Genomic DNA, 18553 nt, shown 5'->3' on the forward strand with positions numbered 1-18553 from the left:
CTCTCGCCTATTCCGCGGGCAGCAGGACGACCTTGTCGACCGGAAACTGAAGGCCGATCGTATCGGCGGTTCGTATCGCTTCGGCGGTGCGCAACCAGACCCGCGTGTGTTCATTGATCCGTATCGCGGCTTCCTGTTCCCGACCGAGATACTCGACCACTTCGACACGGCCATTGACATCTTCGGCACCTGACACGACTTCCCTGCCTGCATGGATGTCATCCGGGCGTATGGCCATCACCATGTCGGTATCCGCTCGCACGTCGGCCCCTGCCCGTGCCCGAATGCGGATGCCATCACCGACGCCCTCGGCGATCCCGTCCGACACTGATGCGATCCTGACCTTGAAGAAATTCCGGAACCCCATGAAGTCCGCTACGAAGACATTCTTCGGCCGGTCATGGATTTCCTGCGGGGTACCCGACTGCATCAGGACGCCGTTGCGTAACACTACGATCCTGTCCGACAGCGACAATGCTTCAGCCTGGTCGTGGGTCACGTAGATCGATGTCAGCCCCAGCGCGGCGTGGATCTGCTTGATCTCCGCACGCATCTCGACCCTCAGCTTGGCGTCGAGATTCGAAAGCGGCTCATCGAACAGCATCAAGCGCGGATGCAATACGAGGGCACGCGCAATCGCGACGCGTTGCTGCTGACCGCCGGAGAGCTGGCCCGGATAACGCTCCTCATAGCCGGTCAATTGCACCAGCTTGAGCATCGCATCGGTGCGTTTCTTGATCTCATCCTTCGACAGCGGCTTCAGGGTAAGCCCGAACGAGACGTTGTCGAAAACCGTCATGTGAGGAAACAGCGCGTAGTTCTGGAATACCATTCCGAATGCGCGCTTCTCTGGCGGCAGATGATCGACCCGCGCTCCATTGAGCCTGATCTCCCCCTCGGTAGCCGCAATCAGACCGGCGACAATCGACAAGGCCGTGGATTTTCCGCATCCGCTTGGTCCAAGGAAGGTAACGAACTCGCCCTTTCGGATATCAAGCTCGAGATTGTCCAGCACGGTCTTGTTGCCATAGCGCTTGGTGATCCCAAGCTTCAGCGAGTCCAACGTCTCTCCCGGCCCGTTCATGTCGTCCCGTTTCTGAGTGAGAAGCAACAAGGTCATCGGCAGGCCCGCTCATGCGCGGACCCGCACGCTCATCGAATTGGTTACTTCTTGACCTGGTTTGCGCCCACTTCCCGGTCCCAACGATCCATCGCGTAGCTCAATTCCTTCACGCCGAGCGGTGGGGATACTTTCCACTTGGTTCCGACTTCGTCGTATTCGGGGCGCCAGAATTCCTTCACAAGATCCTGGATATCCTTAGGCGCCTTTTCCATCGTAGCCGCCGTGATAGTCGGCCCAATGAAGCCCGGCCAGGAAAGCACCTGCTGCTCCGGTCGACGCATGAATTTCATGAGATCGAGGATGACGTCGACTTGCTCTTTCGGCACGCCTGTGGGGATGCACCAGTAGTGTCCGTCGACCACGAAAGTCGTGTTCTGAAGGATGGTGATCTTGGAGTCCGGCGGGATGACGCTCTGGGCCCGGGGCTTCATGTCCCATTCCATGATGCCGGCGATGATCCAGCGTTGCCCCTGGGCGAATTCCTTCAATGTGATCGCGGTGCCCGTCGGATAGTATTCGACGTACTGCCCAAGCTCCTTCAGATAGGCCCAGGTCTTGTCCCACCCCTTGTCTGGATCGAGCGGCTTTGAATCATTGAGGATATGCGCCATGCCCAGCACGATCGACCGGCCTGGTCCGCTATTCGCCGGCCGCGCATACATCAGCCGACCCGGATTTGCCTTCGCCCAGGCCAGCAATTCTTCGGCGGTTTTCGGCGGATTGGGGACCTTGCTGGGATTGTAGACGAACACCGGCCCGCCAGCGTTGCCCACTGACGGCACCATGTAGTCGCGCCCCTCGTCATATAGCGCCTTGCCGGCAGGCGTCATCTCATCGCGCGGAAACTGCTTCTCGAAATCGGGAATCTTGATCAGCTGGTTGTTGGCCGCGAGAAATGCGCCGCCGTCCTGTCCAGTCAGCACGAGGTTGATATCCAGCCGTCCCGCATCCTGCTGAGCCTTGATCTTGGCCGGCAATTCCGGCGCCGGCGCGCGCTGAATCCTGATCTCCTTGACCTTGTCGGGGTTGGCTTTCTTGTAGTTCTCGATGATGACCTGGGTGGATGCGAGATCGCCCCCGGTATCGATGATCGAGAGAACGATCGGCTCAGCAGCCCGCAGAGGTGTGCCAGTGAAGGCCGTTGCGGCAAAGACAGCCGCAGCGCCCGCAAACGGGCGCAATAATGCATTCGGATAGATCCGCATTTCCGTTTCCTCCATGGCATATGCACCCGCGTCACGCGCGGTTGTCATTTATTTGTAAACACAGCATCGACGAGTTAGGCGACATCTGTCAAGCATTGGGAGATCGCGATCAGCCGATCATGAGCAGGACTTGCTGATGTCGCGATGTCGCACCTTGCCCGTAGTTCTCGTTCGCATATCAATCTGTGACTTCATAACCGCCCCCAAGAGCCGACAAGTCGGCGCCTTGAGAAGGTGGGCCATCGGGAGAAACACATGCCAATTGGAGTCGGCCTGATCGGGCTGGGAATGGCGGTGAAGCCGCACATTCTTTCGTTGCTTGAACTGCAGGCGCAGGGACGGATTACGATCGTCGGCGGATTTGCGCCGTCAGCGGACCGGCGGTCGGCGTTTTCACGGCAGTGGGACGTTCCGGTCTTCGATAGCGAAGAGGATTTGCTGTCGCGCTTCGATCTCGATCTCGTCTTGATACTGACGCCCCCCGGAACGCATCTGGCCACCGTGCAGACTGCAGCCGCAGCGGGAAAACACATTCTGGTGGAGAAACCCGTTGAGATATCGGTTGCCCGGGGTGAAGAACTCGCGGCCGTCACCGAGGCTGCCGGCGTGCGGTGCGGCGTGTGCCTGCAGCATCGCTTTCGTCCCGCAGCACTACGCCTGAAGGCTGTGCTGGACCAGGGAGATCTGGGCGATATCCTGTCGGCGAGTGCATCGATCCGCTGGTGGCGCGACGATGCCTATTTCCGTCAACCTGGCCGCGGCATGAAGGCTCGCGACGGTGGCGGCGTGTTACTCACGCAGGCCATCCATACTCTCGATTTGCTTCTGCACTTCGTCGGGCCGCACAAGGACGTCACCGGCTTTGCGTCGACCTCGCCGCTCCGGGCGATCGATACCGAAGACGTGACGGCGGCGGCGGTGCGCTTCCAGAGCGGCACCATCGGCGTGCTCGATGCCACCAGTGTTGCGCGGCCGGGCTATCCGGAGCGTATCGAAATCGCTGGCACGCGCGGCTCGGCCTATCTCGAGACGTTCCAGTTGGCCATCCATCGCCACGAAGGCCCGCCAGAGACGGTCGGGACCGCGCAATCAGGCGGCGGAGGAGCCGATCCGATGGCATTCGATCACGGACCACATCGAGGCGTGATCACCGAGATGCTGGATGCAATCGAACAAGGACGCGAGCCGTCCAATAACGTACGCTCTGCGCTTCTCGTGCAGCGGTTGATCGAAGCATGGTTGTCAGACGCCGCCGCCCGCGCTTGACCCAATGCAATCACCGGCGAGCAACAGCGCACCGACTTGTCAAAAAGATGTAATATTGCCAAAGACTGGAGCATGTTCGGATCAAGGACGGAGTGAATATGGGCGCAGCGGTCAAACGGGACGACATTCCGGAGCGCCCGGCTGTGACCGGAAAGCTTAGTGACCGCGTCTACGATCATGTCCTCAGCCAGATCACGGTCGGAATCTACCCGGTCAATTCGCGGCTCCCTCCTGAAACGCGCCTGGCAGATCAGCTTGGCGTTTCACGCCCGGTCGTCCGTGAAGCGCTGATGCGGCTGCGCGATGACGGCGTCGTCGCATCGCGGCAGGGCGCCGGCTCGTTCGTGATGCGACGTCCCGCGGCGGACGTTTACAACTACGCTCCCGTGGGAAGCATTGCCGATATCCAGCGCTGTTTCGTATTTCGGATCGGCATCGAAGGAGAAGCCGCCGCGCTTGCCGCGCGCGATCACGATACAGAAGGACTGCGGCGTATCCGCGACGCTATCACGGCACTTGATCAGGTGATCACAGATGCCGCGCTCGGCGTAGAGGAAGACATTGCGTTCCACCGTGCGGTCGCAGAGGCCACCGGCAACCGTTTCTTCGCCGCGACTCTCGCCGCGATCCAGTCTCAGGTGAGCGTTGGTATCACGCTCAATCGAAATCTCTCCTTGATCCAGCCTCGCGATCGACTTCTGCGTGGGCAAGAGGAGCATCGGGCGGTGCTCGATGCGATCGCCGCCAGAGACGAAGCCGGAGCTCGCGAAGCCATGCGGTCGCATATCGAGAACGCCCGCAAGCGCGTTTTTGAGGGCGGCTAGCCCGTCGTGGCTTTCGGGCTTTCGCGTTACGCAAAAGCGGCAATTCCGGCTTGGCCGACGCCCCCTTGCGACAGTGACAGGAGCAATGCCCTGGGCTAATGCCTTGGGCTATTGCAACATCCCAGCCGCTACCTTGGCACGCACAACCTCAACCTATCGGGCCATGCCACTACCAAGCCTCCTCTCACAAAACGCATGCCGAAAATAAGCAGGAGACTCTCCAGTCGCCTTCGCCGCTGGCGGCGCAGCACACGATGGGCGCGACGAAAGCTTGCGGAAGCGCCGTGGGCTCTTCGAATGGCAGGCGTCGTCGCGATCGCGCTTGCGGCCTTGATGCTGACGAACCTCATTTATCAGGTGATCCATAAGCCGACAGAGTTGCTCTTCTTTGTCGGCCACAAGCTCGACAAGGAGCCGGCCGAGACGTGGCGGCAATACGGACCGCTGTTTCGCGCCTATTCAACCCATTCGATCACGCCCGAATTATTGGCCGCGCTCGCCCAGGTCGAGAGCTCAGGCAATCCGGTGGATCGCACCTATTGGCGCTGGCGGTTTAGCTTCAATCCGTTCGCGATCTACCAGCCCGCATCAAGCGCCGTTGGCCTGTTCCAGATGACCGATCCGGCCTATTCCGAGGTTACCCGGTTCTGCATCCGAGCGAACACAGTCAAAGATACGGGCTGCGGCTTCGGTCCCTACTTTCGCGCAATCCCGAGTCATGCCGTGGAGCTGGCATCGATATATCTGGACCGCAATGTCGCTGCCGTACTCACCCGGGCGGGCGGTGTTGTCGCTACCGTGCAACAGACACAGGATCTTGCCGCCTTTATCCATCTCTGCGGCGGAGGTCCTGCCACCGCTTACGCACGCCGTCGCTTTCAGATGATCACCGGCGAGCGGTGCGGGGATCATCTCGTTGGGGCTTACATCTCCAAGGTCAACGCGATGAAGCGGCAGTTCTTGCGCTTTGCAGCCAATGGCGGAAATTAGCGCGCGGGTAAGGAAGCGCAGCAACACTTATCGACGGTCTCTGGCGTGACGGGATTCTCAAGCAGCTTGCGAACCATTGTACCATTGAAATGGCGATATAATTTCCAATAAAAAGGACTTGCGATTGGCCTGTTTGACGCCCGCCAGAGGCAACACGACCTTTGGTTGGCATAGGCCTGACCGGCGACGCCGCTCTGCCAGGTGCGTCACGTATTAGGCTCCCATCAACAGTGGGGTGGGAACAGCCCGATCGCCATATTCTGCGATAGATGTCCGGGATGAGCACATGGATCTTCGTGACCTAGCATATTTCGAAGCGATCGCGGATCTCGGCCACATGGGACGGGCCGCCGAACGGCTCGGGCGGACGCAGCCGGCGCTGACCAAATGCATTCAGCGGCTCGAGGAGGCGGTGGGCGCGGATCTGTTCGAGCGAACCGGACGCGGCATCTCGCTTACTCGCGTGGGCGAAGTGCTTCTGTCGCGGGCCCGGCGCATGCGATCGGCCATGGAAGAGTCGCTTCGCGAGGTCAGCGATTTCGCCGCAGGGACTGTCGGCCATGTCCGCATCGGCTGCGGTGCCACGATGGGCGAATATCTACTGCCGCAAGTCTGCCGCGCACTCATCGACGATTCGCCGGGTGTCACGATCGAGGTGCAAATCGCGATGAGTGGGGTGGTTCGCGCCGCATTACGCGACAAGGCGCTCGATCTTGCCATCGGGCCTATCCTTCCGAGCGACGCCGATGAGTTCAGCGCCGAGGCGTTTGGAATCGACGAGGTGGTTGTCGTCGCGGCGCGGGGGCACGCCCTATGCGGCAGGCCGCTTCAAATCCACGATCTCGTTGCATCGAGATGGGTTCTTCCGGCGCGCACGGTTGCCATGCGTCAGTGGCTCGATCAGATCTTCGAGGCACATGGCCTGCCGGAGCCGATTGTCCAGATCGAAACCAATTCCATCACCACCCTGCCGAGGCTGATCGCCGATACCGCACTGCTCAGTTTCACATCTACTCGCAACCTGCGCCCGGACCGTCTTGGCGTACAGCTTGAGCGTCTGGATGTCGGTGCCACGACGATGAAGCGGCCTTTGGGTTTGATCAGCCGCCGGGACGGCTACTTGTCCCCGGCTGCGCAGCGCGTCGTGACCCTGCTGCGCAGCCGCGGCCGCTCATTTCTCGATCAGAGTCCGTTGCCCCCCGTTGAGCAACATGAACCTGCCGGCAGCCCGCCGGGCCCTGTCGTCAAAGCCGGCGAGGGAGCCCGCAGATCAGCCCGGCCGTCTCGCTGAAGCGAGCCCTACGATCGTCCCTGGTCATCCCGCAAAATCACGGGGTGCAATACCCGTATACGCATACGGAATACCCGGCGGCATCGGCCCCTTGATGCGCCCTCCTTGTTGCGACTGCTCCCAGGCGTGGGCGAGGATGCCCACCGAGCGGGAGAGGATGAACAGGCCGCGACCGAGTGCCGGCGAGAACCCGAGTTCCGAATAGATCACCGCCGTCGCTCCATCGATATTCATTGGAATTCGGCGTCCCTTTCGGCTTTCCATCAGCGCCTCGACGCCGCGGCCGATGTCGGCGAAACGGCCGGATACGACATGCCGCTCGCGTGCCGCATCGACGAGTTCGAGCAGGCGCGGCGAGCGCGGGTCAACCGGATGGAAGCGATGGCCGAAGCCGGGAATAATCTTGCCGTGTCCGGGGATGAACGCATCAAGTCCGGCTTCGATGGCCGCCTCGCGCCCTACCCCGGCATCCATGTGGCGCGCGATGTCGGCGTAGAGCTCCATGCATTGTTCGCCGGCTCCGCCGTGAACATCGTCGAGGACGTTGATGGCCGACGCCATCGCGCCGTTAAGCGGTAGGCCGCATGTGACCGCCATGCGGCCGATCGCAATGGAGGGCGCTTGGGGGCCATGATCGACTGCGGCGACGAGCGCCGCCTCCATCAGCGCTGACTGATCAGGCGTCGGGAGATCGCCTTTGAGCATGAGCCAGATCATTTGCGGAAACGAGACCCGCCCGATCAATTGCTCGATGGGGAAACCGCGGAATCGGATGCTTCCCGGCTTCATATCGATGATCTCGGTCGACCACCATTCGGCAGCCTTGTGCAACAGATCATTGGATTTCGGTTCGCTCACGGACGCCTCGCTCATATTCGCTGGAATTTTCAGGTGCTCGAACTCTCGGCGCAGACCTTGAGGTCTGGCATTTGGCTGGTCTCCCTCACGGTAGGCGGACTCGCGAATGTCACAACGCCCCGCGCGCCGAACGCTGCGATTTCCTCGGCGCTATAACCGAGGTCTTGCAGCCATTTCTCCGTGTTCTGCCCAAGTTGCGGCGGCGGCGCGGGTTCGGGGTAGTCCTGCTCCAGCCGGAATCCGGGGCGTGTGACGCGCATAGCTTGACCATCGGAGACCTCGGCCTTCAGACTTTCAACAAATCTGCGGCCGGTGATCTGCTCCTCCTCGAGGATTTGCGAAACCGAGAGGACGCATCCTGCCGGCACGCCGTTTTCATTGAACAGGCGCTCCCATTCGACCGCCGAACGCGTCGCGAGCGCGGCTTCAAGTTCGGCTTTCAGCGCAGTCCGATTGTCCTTGCGGGATTGACGTTCGGCAAATCGCGGATCGGTCTTGAGTTCGGGGCATCCGATGATGTCGCAAAGCGATTCGTATTGCTTCTGCTCGTTGGCAGCGATGTTCAGCAGTCCCGCCCCGGTCGCAAACGTGCCGGAGGGAGCCGCCGTGAAATTCTCGTTGCCCATCGGCTTCGGATCGACATTCGCATTGAGGAGGTTCGAGACCACCCAGCCCATCGCTGCGAGCGTGGATTCCAGAAGCGAGACGTCGATGCTGCGGCCGCGTCCTTTCATGCGCTGTTCCACGAGCGCGGCGGCGATGGCAAAGGATGCCGTAAGACCCGCGATCGTATCAGAGATCGGGAAGCCGGTGCGCAGCGGCGCGGTCTGCGCATCGCCGGTTACGCTCATTGCGCCGGAGAGCCCCTGCACGATCTGGTCGTAAGCGGGCCGCCCCTCCCATGGACCGTCCTGTCCGAAGCCCGAGATCGCACAATAGATGATGCGCGGATTGCGCTTCGAAAGAACCGCATAGCCAAGGCCGAGGCGGTCCATGACCTTCGGTCGGAAATTCTCCAGTACCACATCTGCCTTCTCCACGAGGCGCAGGAAAATCTCCTTGCCTTCGGTCGACTTGAAGTCGATGGCGACCGACTGCTTGTCGGCGTTTACCGCGACGAAGGACAATCCCATCAGACGTTTCGCCATATCGGGATCGGCGCCAAGCCGGCGGGCTAGATCGCCACCCCGGGGATTTTCAACCTTGATGACCTCTGCTCCGAGGCGCGCGAGATGATAGCCACAGAATGGCCCAGCCAGAACGTTGGAAAGATCGAGTACGCGGACGCCGGCAAGAGGGAGTGTCATTTTACTGTTCCGGGTAAAGGGGAATTCGTCGACCGGTGGGCACTCAGAACAGACCCAACCATTGCCACCAGGTTGCGGCACAGATCGAATAGAGAAGGCAGGCGACGATGCAGATGACAATGCCGACCTTCGGAAAATCCTCGACCCGCAGTTTGCCCGTGCCGTATACGAGAATGCTCGGTAGCGTGTTGTAGAACATGAGCAGCGGATAGCCGCCGATGATCATGCCGGCCGGCAGCGCCAGCGCGACAGGGCTAACGCCGGCGGTCCCGGCCATCGCCAGGATGATCGGCAGCAGGGCTGTCGCCATCGCCGTCGTGCCGACGAAGATCACGTGCATGAACTGCACGATAAAGATGACCACAACGATCACGACCAATGCCGAGGCGCCGGCCAGGCCGAGCGCATGAAAGATCGAACTCGCAAGCCAGTTCGCGGCACCGGTCTTCATCAGAATGTCACCGAGCGACACGCCGCCGCCGGCCACGAGCAACACTTGCCAGGACACACCCTTGCTCGCATCATTCCAGTCGATGACGCCGAAGCGCGGCAAGAACAGCAGGCAGGCACCGAGCAGACAGACGACGGTGGTGTCGAGCTTCGTCACGCCCTGCGTCGCCCACAGCAGCGTCACCATCAAAAAAACCGCGAGTGCGCGCCACTCCGCCGACGTCGTGCGACCCATTTTGGCCAGGTTCTCCTGGATCGTCTCATCGACTTTGCCTAGCCCCTCCGAGAATTCGGGCCTGAATACGCGTTGAATGAACCACCAGGCAAACAGGGTCATCATCAGCGCCGGCGGAAACCCGAACAGCAGCCATTCCGCATAGGTGATGGTATGGCCGCTCGACTTGGCGACGAACGCCACCGTGACCGGATTGGGAACGGTAGCGGTCAGCACGCCGGCGCCGATCGTTGCGTTGGTCATGGTCAATGTCAGGAGCAGGTTGATTGCGAATGGCGATCGGGCGCCGCACCCGAAGATCGCAAGAATGCTCAGGCATTCAGGCAGCAGAATTGCGGTCCGCGCCGTCGATGACGGCACCAGAAAAGCGAGCACAATATTGACGAGCATCACCCCGAAGGTAATGCGTATCGGCGCTGTGCCGATCCGTGCCAGGATGAGGTAAGTAATGCGTTCCGCCAGTCGCGTCTTCACCATCCCGGTCGCGAGGATGAAAGCACCGACGATCAGATAAACAGGTGAAGCCGCAAAACCTTCGAGAGCTGTCTGGACGTTCGTGATGCCCGACAAGACAGCGGCCGGGACGACGAGCAGGCTCGCGATCGCAAGCGGGATTGCTTCAGTGAGATAGAGAATAAAAACGCCACCGAACAGCGCCAGCGCTTTGTGGCCTTCGATGGACAGATTGTCCGGCGTCCGGGCGAACCAGATCGCGGCTGCGATGACAATCGCCAGCGGCAGGCCAATCGCCTTCAGGATTGATTCGATCGAGCGCGTTGAATGCTCACCGTGCTGCACATCTGCATGCGCTGTCATGACCGCTCCTCCGTGCGGCTCGGAAAAGCGGGGCATGCGGCATGTCCCGATTGAGCCGCTCTCGCTTGCTTCCTGTCGGCGGGATGAACTGCCGGACGGGCGAGCTTGTTCTGATCACACAGGCTATCGCCGAGCGCGGCATGCGCGTCCAATCGCTAGTTTTCAGGAAATGATAACCGGAGGGAATAGGTGCCCGAACCGCGCGCGTTGCCAAGGACACTTGCGATGGGGCGCATGGCGACCAATCCACCAGAGTGTGCGGATCTGTTGTCCGTCAACAGCTGCCTGTTTCGACCGGAAATGGACCCCAGCCAATTGCCTCGCGATTATCGCGGATGGTGGCAATACGGAGCGCCAGACAGAACAAAACCGCGAACTCGCATGTTATTGAACTTACTATATAAATTTAAAAATGACGAGATTTTTGACGATCCGCGGCCGCCGGCAATCTTCGTAGCTATCGCCTCAGATCAACCTGACGAGTGCGGACGCCTTCGCTGGACCGGCGGGCCGCTCTTGCAAAGGAGAGGCTTGTCTATCCGAACCTGCTATGGTGGCACGTCGGTCGCTCCAATCACCATCCGTTGTCTACCACTGCTTTTCCGTCAGCCTGGTTCCCGAGGGATCACGTGAAATTCAAATGGGCTGTCCTGAACGTCTTGGCAAAGTGGCCCGACAGGCGCGTCACATTCGCAGAGATCAGGCAAGAAGTCGGGCAGGTTCTCGAAACGGGGAATCGGGCTGAGCAAGAGCGTTTTTCCGAACTTGGCGACGTCGACCTGTTACAAGCCGGTCTGGTTTTGATTGACGAGACAGGCATACAGATCACCGATGCAGGCTTATCTTTGCTGCAGTCGCTTGAAAGCTCAGCCGCGCGCTCGCCAACCGCTTCTTCATCCTCTTCATCGCATCAGTTCGAACCGCTCAATAGTCTGATTGGAACGGAGGACCAATTAATGGGTTTCGAGCGTGAGATGCAGAGGCTGAAATTTCCCCTGAGCGAGCAAGAGGACGAGCAGACCGCCGCGCGAAGCGCTAACGTGGACGACCGATTCATCGAACGCCCTCAAGCAATCGACGACCGATTTTCATCAGCTTCGGACAAGATCGAGCAAGCAGACGCGATCGAATTTGCCCCCTCGCCTCGGCATGTTCCCGCCTTCTTGCAGCCGGGCCTTGCGGCAGATTCGGATCGAAAGCCGCCTGATTGGTTGGCAGGCTTTTTCTCTACTATCTCTAACAGAGCTCGATCCTTCGTCAGGCTGTGGCGAGATCATGTTGTGCACGCCCTCTCAAATCCGAAAGCAGATCCAGTTGCTGGAAACGTCGGAGGGATCATGCTGGCAATTATCAGCCTGGTGGCGGTCCTTGTTTGTGCCGCCGGTGCGGTTGCGCTGGTCCAGATAAAATCCTTGAAGACAGACATCGTCATGCTTCATCGCGAGCTTGGCCCGCTGAAGGAGCGTTTTGCAAAGCTTGAGCAGGCCGAGAAGGCCAGACTGGAAGCCGATCAAAACGCAACCTCTGAAAAAAACAAGGCCGCAGCGGATCCGCGCCCTGATCAAATCGGCCTGAGTCTTTCGCGGGAAGAAATTCAGTTGATACGATACTTCATCAAACCCGCCCCCGCAGGTGGGACGCCAGCGCCTGCAATTAATGTTGGCGATCCCATTGCGGCTGGAACGATCCCCTTGCCGTCGCAGCTCATGGAGAAGATACCGAAATTGCTCGGGAGCAGATTTACGACCCGCAACGGTTCGATCATCATCGTAAGAAGGGATAGCCGTCAAGCAGACGCTGTTTTGCCGCCCAACTAGGCCGCGGACCTAACGCGCATGACCAGAAGCGGAGATCTGCCTTGATGAAGGCAAGGTCATTGGATTTTTTTCTTATATCGGGCGACGAGGTCAGTGAAGCACAGATCTAGCGCGCCAGCGCCGATGGCGGCTGCTCGCCCCGCGATTGGCGAAGTGGCTTGGTTCAGTTTATGGCCGCGATACTGAATACGGACACTTCAAGTCCGCCTGTTCTGATCAGGGTTGGTTATTCGGCGGCCGTTCTATGAACCGTCGGCTACCGTTGAGGAGTTCGAGATTATTCGCGATCACCGGATTGGTCGGGTCGAGCGAATAGGCCTTCTCAAACTTCCGGCGCGCAGCACTCAGATTGCCGCGCAGCATGTACGAATATCCCTGATCGTTCAGGATTTGAACGGTTTCGCCGCCCAACCGAATCGCTTGCAAGTAAGCCTGATCGGCAAGATCAAAGCGACGCAACCTGTCATAACTTGCTGCGAGCCCGATCCAGGCCGTCAGATCCTTTGGCGATTTCTCGACCCCATCCTTGAAATAACGCTGGGCGATCCCGTAATTGCCGCGGTTGAACTGCTCCAGTCCCATCCGGACTGGCTCGTCGGAAGGGTAGTATTTGACGTCGGTGGGCTCTTGAACGGGGTCTGCCCCCCCGGCGTCCACAGGCGCAACGATCGCCGCCTCCCGGACCGTGGCGTCGCAGCCAGCCAGCACTGTCGCCAACCAAAAACAGGTCAACATGAGAATGAGACGCCGCATAATCCTTTGTCCCCCGCCCCGGCCCCAGCGGACTCAGTGCACCGTTTGAAATATCATCGCTAAATTACTTTACACCAACAGGCAGCACGCCCTGTTGCCAGCGCCACGACCAGCCTTCTTTAGTTATTCGTTCCACCGACTCCGCTACCGACCGGCACCGATACTCCAGAAGACGATCCTGCCCCCAATCCCTCTATGTTAATATTCTGCGTGACGGGAGGCCGTTGGCCCATCGCCTTGGTCGCGTCGCCGATGTCGGGAAGCTGATCCACCGGCTGTTTCGTATTGCCATAGCGTGTCACTGCGCCGCCCACGCGCCGAGCGTCATACGCAATCCTGCGATCACCGACGTACCGCGGCCACGGGTGGATTGTATGGGTGACGGCGTTGACCTGTTTGGCGTCGCCAGCGCTCATTGTAATGGTGTCGGAGCGCTGAAAATAGCGATCGACTTCATCGTGGCCTGCGACGCCATAGCAGCCGCCAAGTAACAAGGGAGCCAGAAGCGTCAGGTATCTAACGGTCATGTCTCGCTTCCTCAGTTAAGGGTCTTTACGACTGGCTGGTCCGAGAGAACAGCGGGCGGCGGATTGGACAAGCGAGTGTCAGGGGCGATGATGTGGCCATAAGGTCCCTTCACCTCGCCGCCAGAATTGACATAATCATTGTACCGTTTGCGCACTTCCATCTGACCGTTGAGGAAGAAATCGACGTCATTGGCCGGCAGGCGAGAGTCCAGCGGCGAGGCCAATCGCTGCCCAGGCACGGCTGGCACCACCAGACGCGGCGTGACGATGATCACCAGGTCGGTTTCCTCCTGCTGGTAGGACGAACTGCGGAACAGAGTCCCGAGCACCGGCACCGAGCCGATCCAGGGCACTTGCGAGACGTCCTGCCGGTTGCGAGTCTGCAGCAGACCGGCGATTGCAAAGCTCTGACCATCGCGCAACTCGACCGTGGTCCGAGCGTCGCGGCGGGTCAACGCTGGAACTGTCGTCCCCTGAATCGTAATCGCATTGGTGAAATCAAGCTCGCTGACCGACGGCTCAACCCTAAGGTTGATCACGCCGCGCGAGAGAACGGTCGGCACGAAGGCCAGTTCAACACCGAACTTCTTGTATTCGATAGTAATAGTGGGAAAACCGTTTGTAGTCGTGTTGGGTATCGGCACTGGAAATTCACCGCCGGCCAGGAAGCGCGCCGCATCGCCCGACAATGCCATCAAGTTCGGCTCGGCCAGGCGGCGCAATACGCCCTTGGTCTCCAGCGCCGTCACCAGGCTGTCGATCGACATGCCGTTGTTGAGCCTGAGAATGCTTGTGAGCAATGCGCCGTACGGGGTCGCTCCGCTCGCTAGCGTAGCCGCCGTACCTAGTAGGGGAAGGCTGCCAGCAGGATTGGCGCCGACAGGACTACTACCGGTGCTATTAACACCACCGATGGGTGACCGCCCAACGTTTGTAGCTCCGCCAAGACCCGTGTTAGCGACGTTCGTGCCGTTTGCATTGGCGGCATAGAGGTTGACGCCGAGGTCGCGCCCAGCCTTTCTAAACACCTCGAGGAAACGCACCTCCAACATGACCTGCTGCGGCCCCGCCACGCTCATGGCGTTGACGACGACGCCCCCCTTGGCAACGGAACCGGTGGCAATCGCCATGGCCCGCTCGGCGGCGACGGCATCGACCGCCGTTCCGCTCAATACCACCTGGCCCTCCGTGGCGGAGACGCGAATGCCGCGCGCGCCGGTACTGGATTGGATGTTCTGTTGCAGATTGCCGGTATCGATCGCGACCTCGACATCGAGGATACCGATCTGCTTCATCGAACTATCGAACAGGATGACGTTGGTGGTACCAGTCTGCTTCCCCTGGATGTAGATCAGGTGATCGCTTAGCGACTTCACGTCGACGATGTCAGGCGAGCCCGCGACAATGGTGGAAAAAGCTGTATCGACCCTGAAGGTGCGTGACTTGTTGAGGGTCACCTTGACCCGCTGGACGTCGGTCATTTCGCTGACGAAGACTCCGCTGGAGGAGCCCCGCCGATCCGCAGCCCCCGCGCGGTCAACTGAACCAAACAAGGCAAGCGCAGCGCCAAGAACTATCACGCTCAAGGCGAGGAGCCTCGCTCCTGCCTTGCCCGAAACGCGATCGCTACTCATCCGATCCCCCTTCGCCGCGATCCACGGCCGCCCCCGCAATGTACTTCCTCGGCGTCCTAACAGCTCTCCTTCATGCACCACGTCGCAGAGCTTACAATCCGTCCCACTACAAATCGTTACCTTCGTAATTATACTTCTCGGCGCGCGCTGCGCGTGGGCACAAAATCAACTCCGGCCTCATAAAGGGCACTTCCCGGTCGCGCGCCAGCCGTAAAATGCGTCAAGATCATCATCCGTCATGCGCCTCGTTAGCAAGGATAGACCTTTCCCGGGCTATCGCGACTCAGACGAAACTTTCCCGATGTTGCCAGCGGGCACCACTTTCAGTCTCTGGTCGATGGTCATATTGCGCCTGCTAAGAACTAACTCTTCGTCGCCTACCGTACAGGCCCATCCCAGGACTGAGGCTTGGGAATCTGTCAGAACGGTATTGAGGTAGACGCGCTCGGCGCGTTCAATGCTGTGCCCCATATCGGCATAATCATGGTAAAACCTGGTTGAGATGCCGTAACAGTAATTGGGGAGGCTGCGGTCGCTGGTACGCTCAGCGTCGGCGTGAGACCGCCATTATACAGGAAGGGCGCAACCGCTTGTTTGGCTGCATCGGATGGCAAGGGATCACCGCTGCAAGCGGGAGGTTGTTTTTTGATTGCGGCATCTGTGTAGCATTTGATCATGATAGCGCGAGCACCAGCATTCGAGAGCGTCCGCAATGACTGCATGGTGATTGCGTAACGCCCCAGATCAAAGATGGCGAACATCAACGTGAGAAGCGGCACGGCGACAAGGCAGAATTCGAACGCCGCCATGCCGCGTTGATCGAGCTTTCTCATCACTGCACCAACTGGACATACTTGCTTTGACGCACGCTCGTTGTCCCACACTGGTTGTTGTTGAAGGTGGCATTGCCATTGAACGCGATCGAGGCGGCGACCAGCTGGCCACAGCCGCCTCCTGCGCCGCCTACGGTAATAGTAGGATTGCCCTGAAACGTCACATTTTCGGTCGGCGCGTAGATGTTTCCGTTGAGCGTGATGTTTGTATTTCCCCCAAAGGTCATGTTGTTCAGTGGGGCCGAACATGCAGGACACGGGGCAGCATAAAGGGCCATGTACTGGAACAAGGCTGCGTTAGGCTGAAGGGCCGCAGGGACGGAGATCGACGAGGTACTTGTCGGCCCCGTAATGGTGATCGCTGCATTCCCCTGGTTGTTGATTGTTGCCCCTGGCAGCATAATGAAGGTAGCCGTACCCGAAATGATGGGAGTCCCTGTGATTCTCAGAGTACCCGAGATGAAGTATATGCAGCTGGATGCGGACGTCGGGCAGCCCGTGTTCCCGCCGGGGGACAGAGTTTCGGTCCCATTGCCTGTGATGTGGAGGTCACTATTCGTACAGAAGGGTGGGCTAGAGGTTGCGCTGTAAGCCACGAGCTTCGATCCACTGCATGTCGGGAGACCGCATTTGGCGGGGAGCGTGGGACTCGCTCCGCACAACGTGGTGAGGGCCCCATCGAGAGCCGAGAAGGGATCGACAGTCGGGGCCGGCATATAAGTCAGCGTTTTGTTGCAGAACGTTGTGCTCCCCGTGCATCCGCCGACAGTCGAAAGCGAGCCGAGATTCATCGTCGTCCCGCCGCCAGTAAAGTTTATTGCATCCTTGGCCGTATCGTTCGAGGCCATACCGCAGTTCGGCGCGTTGATGTTCGGGCTGCCCTGGAAACTGATGGAGCCCGTCAATGCCAAGACGCAGGCCGGCGCAGCCAGACTTTGCACTGCGGCCACGGCTGTCGCACCAATATTGACGGTGGACAAACCGAGCACTTGTGCCAGGTATGCCGGTTGTTGCTGGCTAGCCGTGGCTTGAACGAAGGTTCCGGCGGTCCCGTTCCATGAAGCGAGCGGAGTGATCGTGACGGTCTGCGAGACTCCTGTCGGAAGGCTAGTGCTACATTGTGAGCCGGGATAGGAGGTCGCGCTCGCGTTGCAGAACCCGTTCTGTGCCGCAGATTGCTTGGCGCGATAGTCCACTGTTTGTGTAACCGCACAGGGTGCGTTCGATAAGCATAATTGCTGCATGGCGCCCGAATAGGCTGCCGCATCGGCGGCATTCTGCGCGTGTTGCCTGGTGACGTACCACGATCCCGCCTCGCCCCCGAGTGCGACCACTCCTATCAGCGGTATCAGAGCGATAACGGTGGCGAAGGCGACGGAACCACGACGAGAGCGAAGCAAGCTACGCATGGACCACTCCTATTGAAACCGTGCCGAGTAAGACAGCGTGTACGAACAAGAATTGGCGTTACCACTCGTGCATAACACCGTCGTTAATATGATGGGCGCCACGGTGACGGTCGTCGTGTATGAATAGTACTTCGGCGAACCAACGTTGGTTGCGGAGCAGGCGGTTATGGCGTCACCGCAGAGGACCTGGAGATTGTTGATGGGATAACCTGAAACCGAAGTCGGGAGTGCCGACTTCCAGGCTGCCCAGTTGGTAACGTCCGATGGCGGCGCGTACTGGATCTTTTGCCCGAAGGCCCGCAACGCCTCCCACGCCGATACAAACTGAAAGCCAGCGGCAGCAACGTCGGCAAGCGGCAGAAGCAGGCTCACCCCCAGGAAAAGGAAGACGATCAGCATCTCAAACGCGGCGGCGCCGCGCTGATCCGCGACGAAAGATAATCTACGGCTCACGGGCCGATCTCGACAGGGCAATAAATGCAGCACGGTGCCCCCTTTGGGTCAGTGTTGGACCGATGCAGATCAACACACATGTCCATAACAAGCCGGCCATTCATGGCTCACTCACCAAACATAAGGAACCAATCTCCAGCGTGATGCTTCGTAACTGGAGTACTCGGGGAGACTGCGCCGAAGCAGGTCTTCTTCATAAAGAATCCGGCATACTTGAACGCCGATATGGAGGACCAGAACGATCACCGTTACCGGTGTCAGGTGTTGCAGGACTACACCCAGTATCACGAGTTCTTCCGAGAGATAGAGTGGGTGTTTGATCCATCTATAAGGACCTGTTTGCACCACTGAACGCGCCTGCGGTACCAAACTGAACGCCCGGCCTAGATGCCGGATCGTGACAAGCATCATGATCATGCCGATCAGCACGCAAGCGGTGGCCAGCAAGTTTGGCAACGCCTGGTCGGTTTGGCCGAAGAAGGTGATTGTCCATGGCATATAGCTGCCGACGAACGCAGCTATCCTGGGCAGCAGGCCGGCCGCTTGCGCCCTCGCCGGTGGCCTGGTCATGATCAACACCGTCAGCAGCGTGTAGAAGATGGCAAGGCAAAAACTCGACAGAAGCGATGGCCAGGGATCGGTAAGCGATGTCCCAATTTTGATGGCGAGCAAAAGTGCCAGCAACATGAACCACATGCCGCCAAACAACTGCATCGTCCGCTCGTAAGACCAGTTTTTCGACAGGGCAATCGTGCTCATGGC

Annotated in this window: 17 protein-coding genes; 5 read left to right on the forward strand and 12 right to left on the reverse strand. The window is 59.5% G+C overall.

Annotation, left to right across the window (positions count from 1 at the left end; genetic code table 11):
* Positions 1-7: 7 nt before the first annotated feature.
* Together ACEK02_RS28435 and ACEK02_RS28440 are read right to left on the reverse strand one after the other, a co-directional pair.
* A complete protein-coding gene (locus tag ACEK02_RS28435; protein WP_371424815.1) occupies positions 8-1120 on the reverse strand; it encodes an ABC transporter ATP-binding protein in 1113 nt (370 codons plus the stop codon).
* Between the two features lie 44 nt (positions 1121-1164).
* The gene (locus ACEK02_RS28440) at positions 1165-2328 is read right to left on the reverse strand and encodes an ABC transporter substrate-binding protein (RefSeq protein WP_371424816.1); all 1164 of its coding nucleotides are present in this window, start codon (positions 2326-2328) and stop codon (positions 1165-1167) included.
* Positions 2329-2583: 255 nt separating this feature from the next.
* On the opposite strand from ACEK02_RS28440, the gene ACEK02_RS28445 reads away from it, so the two are divergent.
* From ACEK02_RS28445 to ACEK02_RS28460, 4 genes are all read left to right on the forward strand, one after another.
* The gene (locus tag ACEK02_RS28445) at positions 2584-3594 is read left to right on the forward strand and encodes a Gfo/Idh/MocA family protein (protein WP_371424817.1); all 1011 of its coding nucleotides are present in this window, start codon (positions 2584-2586) and stop codon (positions 3592-3594) included.
* A 98-nt stretch (positions 3595-3692) separates the two neighbouring features.
* The gene (locus ACEK02_RS28450; protein WP_371424818.1) at positions 3693-4418 is read left to right on the forward strand and encodes a FadR/GntR family transcriptional regulator; all 726 of its coding nucleotides are present in this window, start codon (positions 3693-3695) and stop codon (positions 4416-4418) included.
* A 195-nt stretch (positions 4419-4613) separates the two neighbouring features.
* Complete coding sequence (locus ACEK02_RS28455; protein WP_371424819.1) at positions 4614-5408, forward strand: lytic transglycosylase domain-containing protein; 795 nt, start codon at positions 4614-4616, stop codon at positions 5406-5408.
* Between the two features lie 286 nt (positions 5409-5694).
* A complete protein-coding gene (locus ACEK02_RS28460; RefSeq protein ID WP_371424820.1) occupies positions 5695-6699 on the forward strand; it encodes a LysR family transcriptional regulator in 1005 nt (334 codons plus the stop codon).
* A 24-nt stretch (positions 6700-6723) separates the two neighbouring features.
* On the opposite strand, the gene ACEK02_RS28465 is transcribed toward ACEK02_RS28460, so the two are convergent.
* From ACEK02_RS28465 to ACEK02_RS28475, 3 genes are read right to left on the reverse strand one after another with little or no spacing between them, the layout of a single operon-like run.
* The gene (locus ACEK02_RS28465) at positions 6724-7557 is read right to left on the reverse strand and encodes a citryl-CoA lyase (RefSeq protein WP_371424821.1); all 834 of its coding nucleotides are present in this window, start codon (positions 7555-7557) and stop codon (positions 6724-6726) included.
* 29 nt (positions 7558-7586) lie between these two features.
* Complete coding sequence (locus tag ACEK02_RS28470; protein WP_371424822.1) at positions 7587-8864, reverse strand: CaiB/BaiF CoA transferase family protein; 1278 nt, start codon at positions 8862-8864, stop codon at positions 7587-7589.
* Between the two features lie 43 nt (positions 8865-8907).
* Positions 8908-10365 carry a DASS family sodium-coupled anion symporter gene (locus tag ACEK02_RS28475; RefSeq protein ID WP_371424823.1) on the reverse strand — a complete coding sequence of 486 codons (1458 nt, stop codon included), beginning with the start codon at positions 10363-10365 and terminating at the stop codon, positions 8908-8910.
* 629 nt (positions 10366-10994) lie between these two features.
* Between ACEK02_RS28475 and ACEK02_RS28480 the strand changes: the two genes are divergently transcribed.
* Positions 10995-12182, forward strand: coding sequence for a hypothetical protein (locus ACEK02_RS28480; RefSeq protein WP_371424824.1), 1188 nt, complete (start codon positions 10995-10997; stop codon positions 12180-12182).
* A 216-nt stretch (positions 12183-12398) separates the two neighbouring features.
* On the opposite strand, the gene ACEK02_RS28485 is transcribed toward ACEK02_RS28480, so the two are convergent.
* From ACEK02_RS28485 to ACEK02_RS28515, 7 genes are all read right to left on the reverse strand, one after another.
* The gene (locus tag ACEK02_RS28485; RefSeq protein ID WP_371424825.1) at positions 12399-12935 is read right to left on the reverse strand and encodes a tetratricopeptide repeat protein; all 537 of its coding nucleotides are present in this window, start codon (positions 12933-12935) and stop codon (positions 12399-12401) included.
* A gap of 119 nt (positions 12936-13054) precedes the next feature.
* Positions 13055-13462, reverse strand: a complete 408-nt coding sequence (locus tag ACEK02_RS28490; protein ID WP_371424826.1) for a hypothetical protein — start codon at positions 13460-13462, stop codon at positions 13055-13057.
* 11 nt (positions 13463-13473) lie between these two features.
* On the reverse strand, positions 13474-15096 hold the full coding sequence (locus tag ACEK02_RS28495) for a type II and III secretion system protein family protein (RefSeq protein WP_371424827.1): 1623 nt from the start codon (positions 15094-15096) through the stop codon (positions 13474-13476).
* A gap of 419 nt (positions 15097-15515) precedes the next feature.
* Positions 15516-15929 carry a TadE/TadG family type IV pilus assembly protein gene (locus ACEK02_RS28500; RefSeq protein ID WP_371424828.1) on the reverse strand — a complete coding sequence of 138 codons (414 nt, stop codon included), beginning with the start codon at positions 15927-15929 and terminating at the stop codon, positions 15516-15518.
* On the reverse strand, positions 15929-17338 hold the full coding sequence (locus ACEK02_RS28505) for a pilus assembly protein TadG-related protein (protein WP_371424829.1): 1410 nt from the start codon (positions 17336-17338) through the stop codon (positions 15929-15931). The genes ACEK02_RS28500 and ACEK02_RS28505 overlap by 1 nt, the downstream gene beginning before the upstream one ends.
* Positions 17339-17347: 9 nt before the next feature.
* On the reverse strand, positions 17348-17791 hold the full coding sequence (locus tag ACEK02_RS28510; protein WP_371424830.1) for a hypothetical protein: 444 nt from the start codon (positions 17789-17791) through the stop codon (positions 17348-17350).
* 111 nt (positions 17792-17902) lie between these two features.
* Positions 17903-18550 (reverse strand): isoprenylcysteine carboxylmethyltransferase family protein, encoded by a 648-nt coding sequence (locus ACEK02_RS28515; protein WP_371424831.1) that lies wholly within the window; start codon positions 18548-18550, stop codon positions 17903-17905.
* Positions 18551-18553 lie beyond the last annotated feature (3 nt).

This window comes from Tardiphaga sp. (assembly GCF_041424195.1).
GTDB lineage: Bacteria > Pseudomonadota > Alphaproteobacteria > Rhizobiales > Xanthobacteraceae > Tardiphaga.

Bases quoted from the DNA above. Each gene is read 5' to 3' on its own strand.
- ACEK02_RS28435 (WP_371424815.1), bottom strand. From the start codon at position 1,120: ATGACCTTGTTGCTTCTCACTCAGAAACGGGACGACATGAACGGGCCG.
- ACEK02_RS28440 (WP_371424816.1), bottom strand. From the start codon at position 2,328: ATGCGGATCTATCCGAATGCATTATTGCGCCCGTTTGCGGGCGCTGCG.
- ACEK02_RS28445 (WP_371424817.1), top strand. From the start codon at position 2,584: ATGCCAATTGGAGTCGGCCTGATCGGGCTGGGAATGGCGGTGAAGCCG.
- ACEK02_RS28450 (WP_371424818.1), top strand. From the start codon at position 3,693: ATGGGCGCAGCGGTCAAACGGGACGACATTCCGGAGCGCCCGGCTGTG.
- ACEK02_RS28455 (WP_371424819.1), top strand. From the start codon at position 4,614: ATGCCGAAAATAAGCAGGAGACTCTCCAGTCGCCTTCGCCGCTGGCGG.
- ACEK02_RS28460 (WP_371424820.1), top strand. From the start codon at position 5,695: ATGGATCTTCGTGACCTAGCATATTTCGAAGCGATCGCGGATCTCGGC.
- ACEK02_RS28470 (WP_371424822.1), bottom strand. From the start codon at position 8,864: ATGACACTCCCTCTTGCCGGCGTCCGCGTACTCGATCTTTCCAACGTT.
- ACEK02_RS28475 (WP_371424823.1), bottom strand. From the start codon at position 10,365: ATGACAGCGCATGCAGATGTGCAGCACGGTGAGCATTCAACGCGCTCG.
- ACEK02_RS28485 (WP_371424825.1), bottom strand. From the start codon at position 12,935: ATGCGGCGTCTCATTCTCATGTTGACCTGTTTTTGGTTGGCGACAGTG.
- ACEK02_RS28490 (WP_371424826.1), bottom strand. From the start codon at position 13,462: ATGACCGTTAGATACCTGACGCTTCTGGCTCCCTTGTTACTTGGCGGC.
- ACEK02_RS28495 (WP_371424827.1), bottom strand. From the start codon at position 15,096: ATGAGTAGCGATCGCGTTTCGGGCAAGGCAGGAGCGAGGCTCCTCGCC.
- ACEK02_RS28500 (WP_371424828.1), bottom strand. From the start codon at position 15,929: ATGAGAAAGCTCGATCAACGCGGCATGGCGGCGTTCGAATTCTGCCTT.
- ACEK02_RS28505 (WP_371424829.1), bottom strand. From the start codon at position 17,338: ATGCGTAGCTTGCTTCGCTCTCGTCGTGGTTCCGTCGCCTTCGCCACC.
- ACEK02_RS28515 (WP_371424831.1), bottom strand. From the start codon at position 18,550: ATGAGCACGATTGCCCTGTCGAAAAACTGGTCTTACGAGCGGACGATG.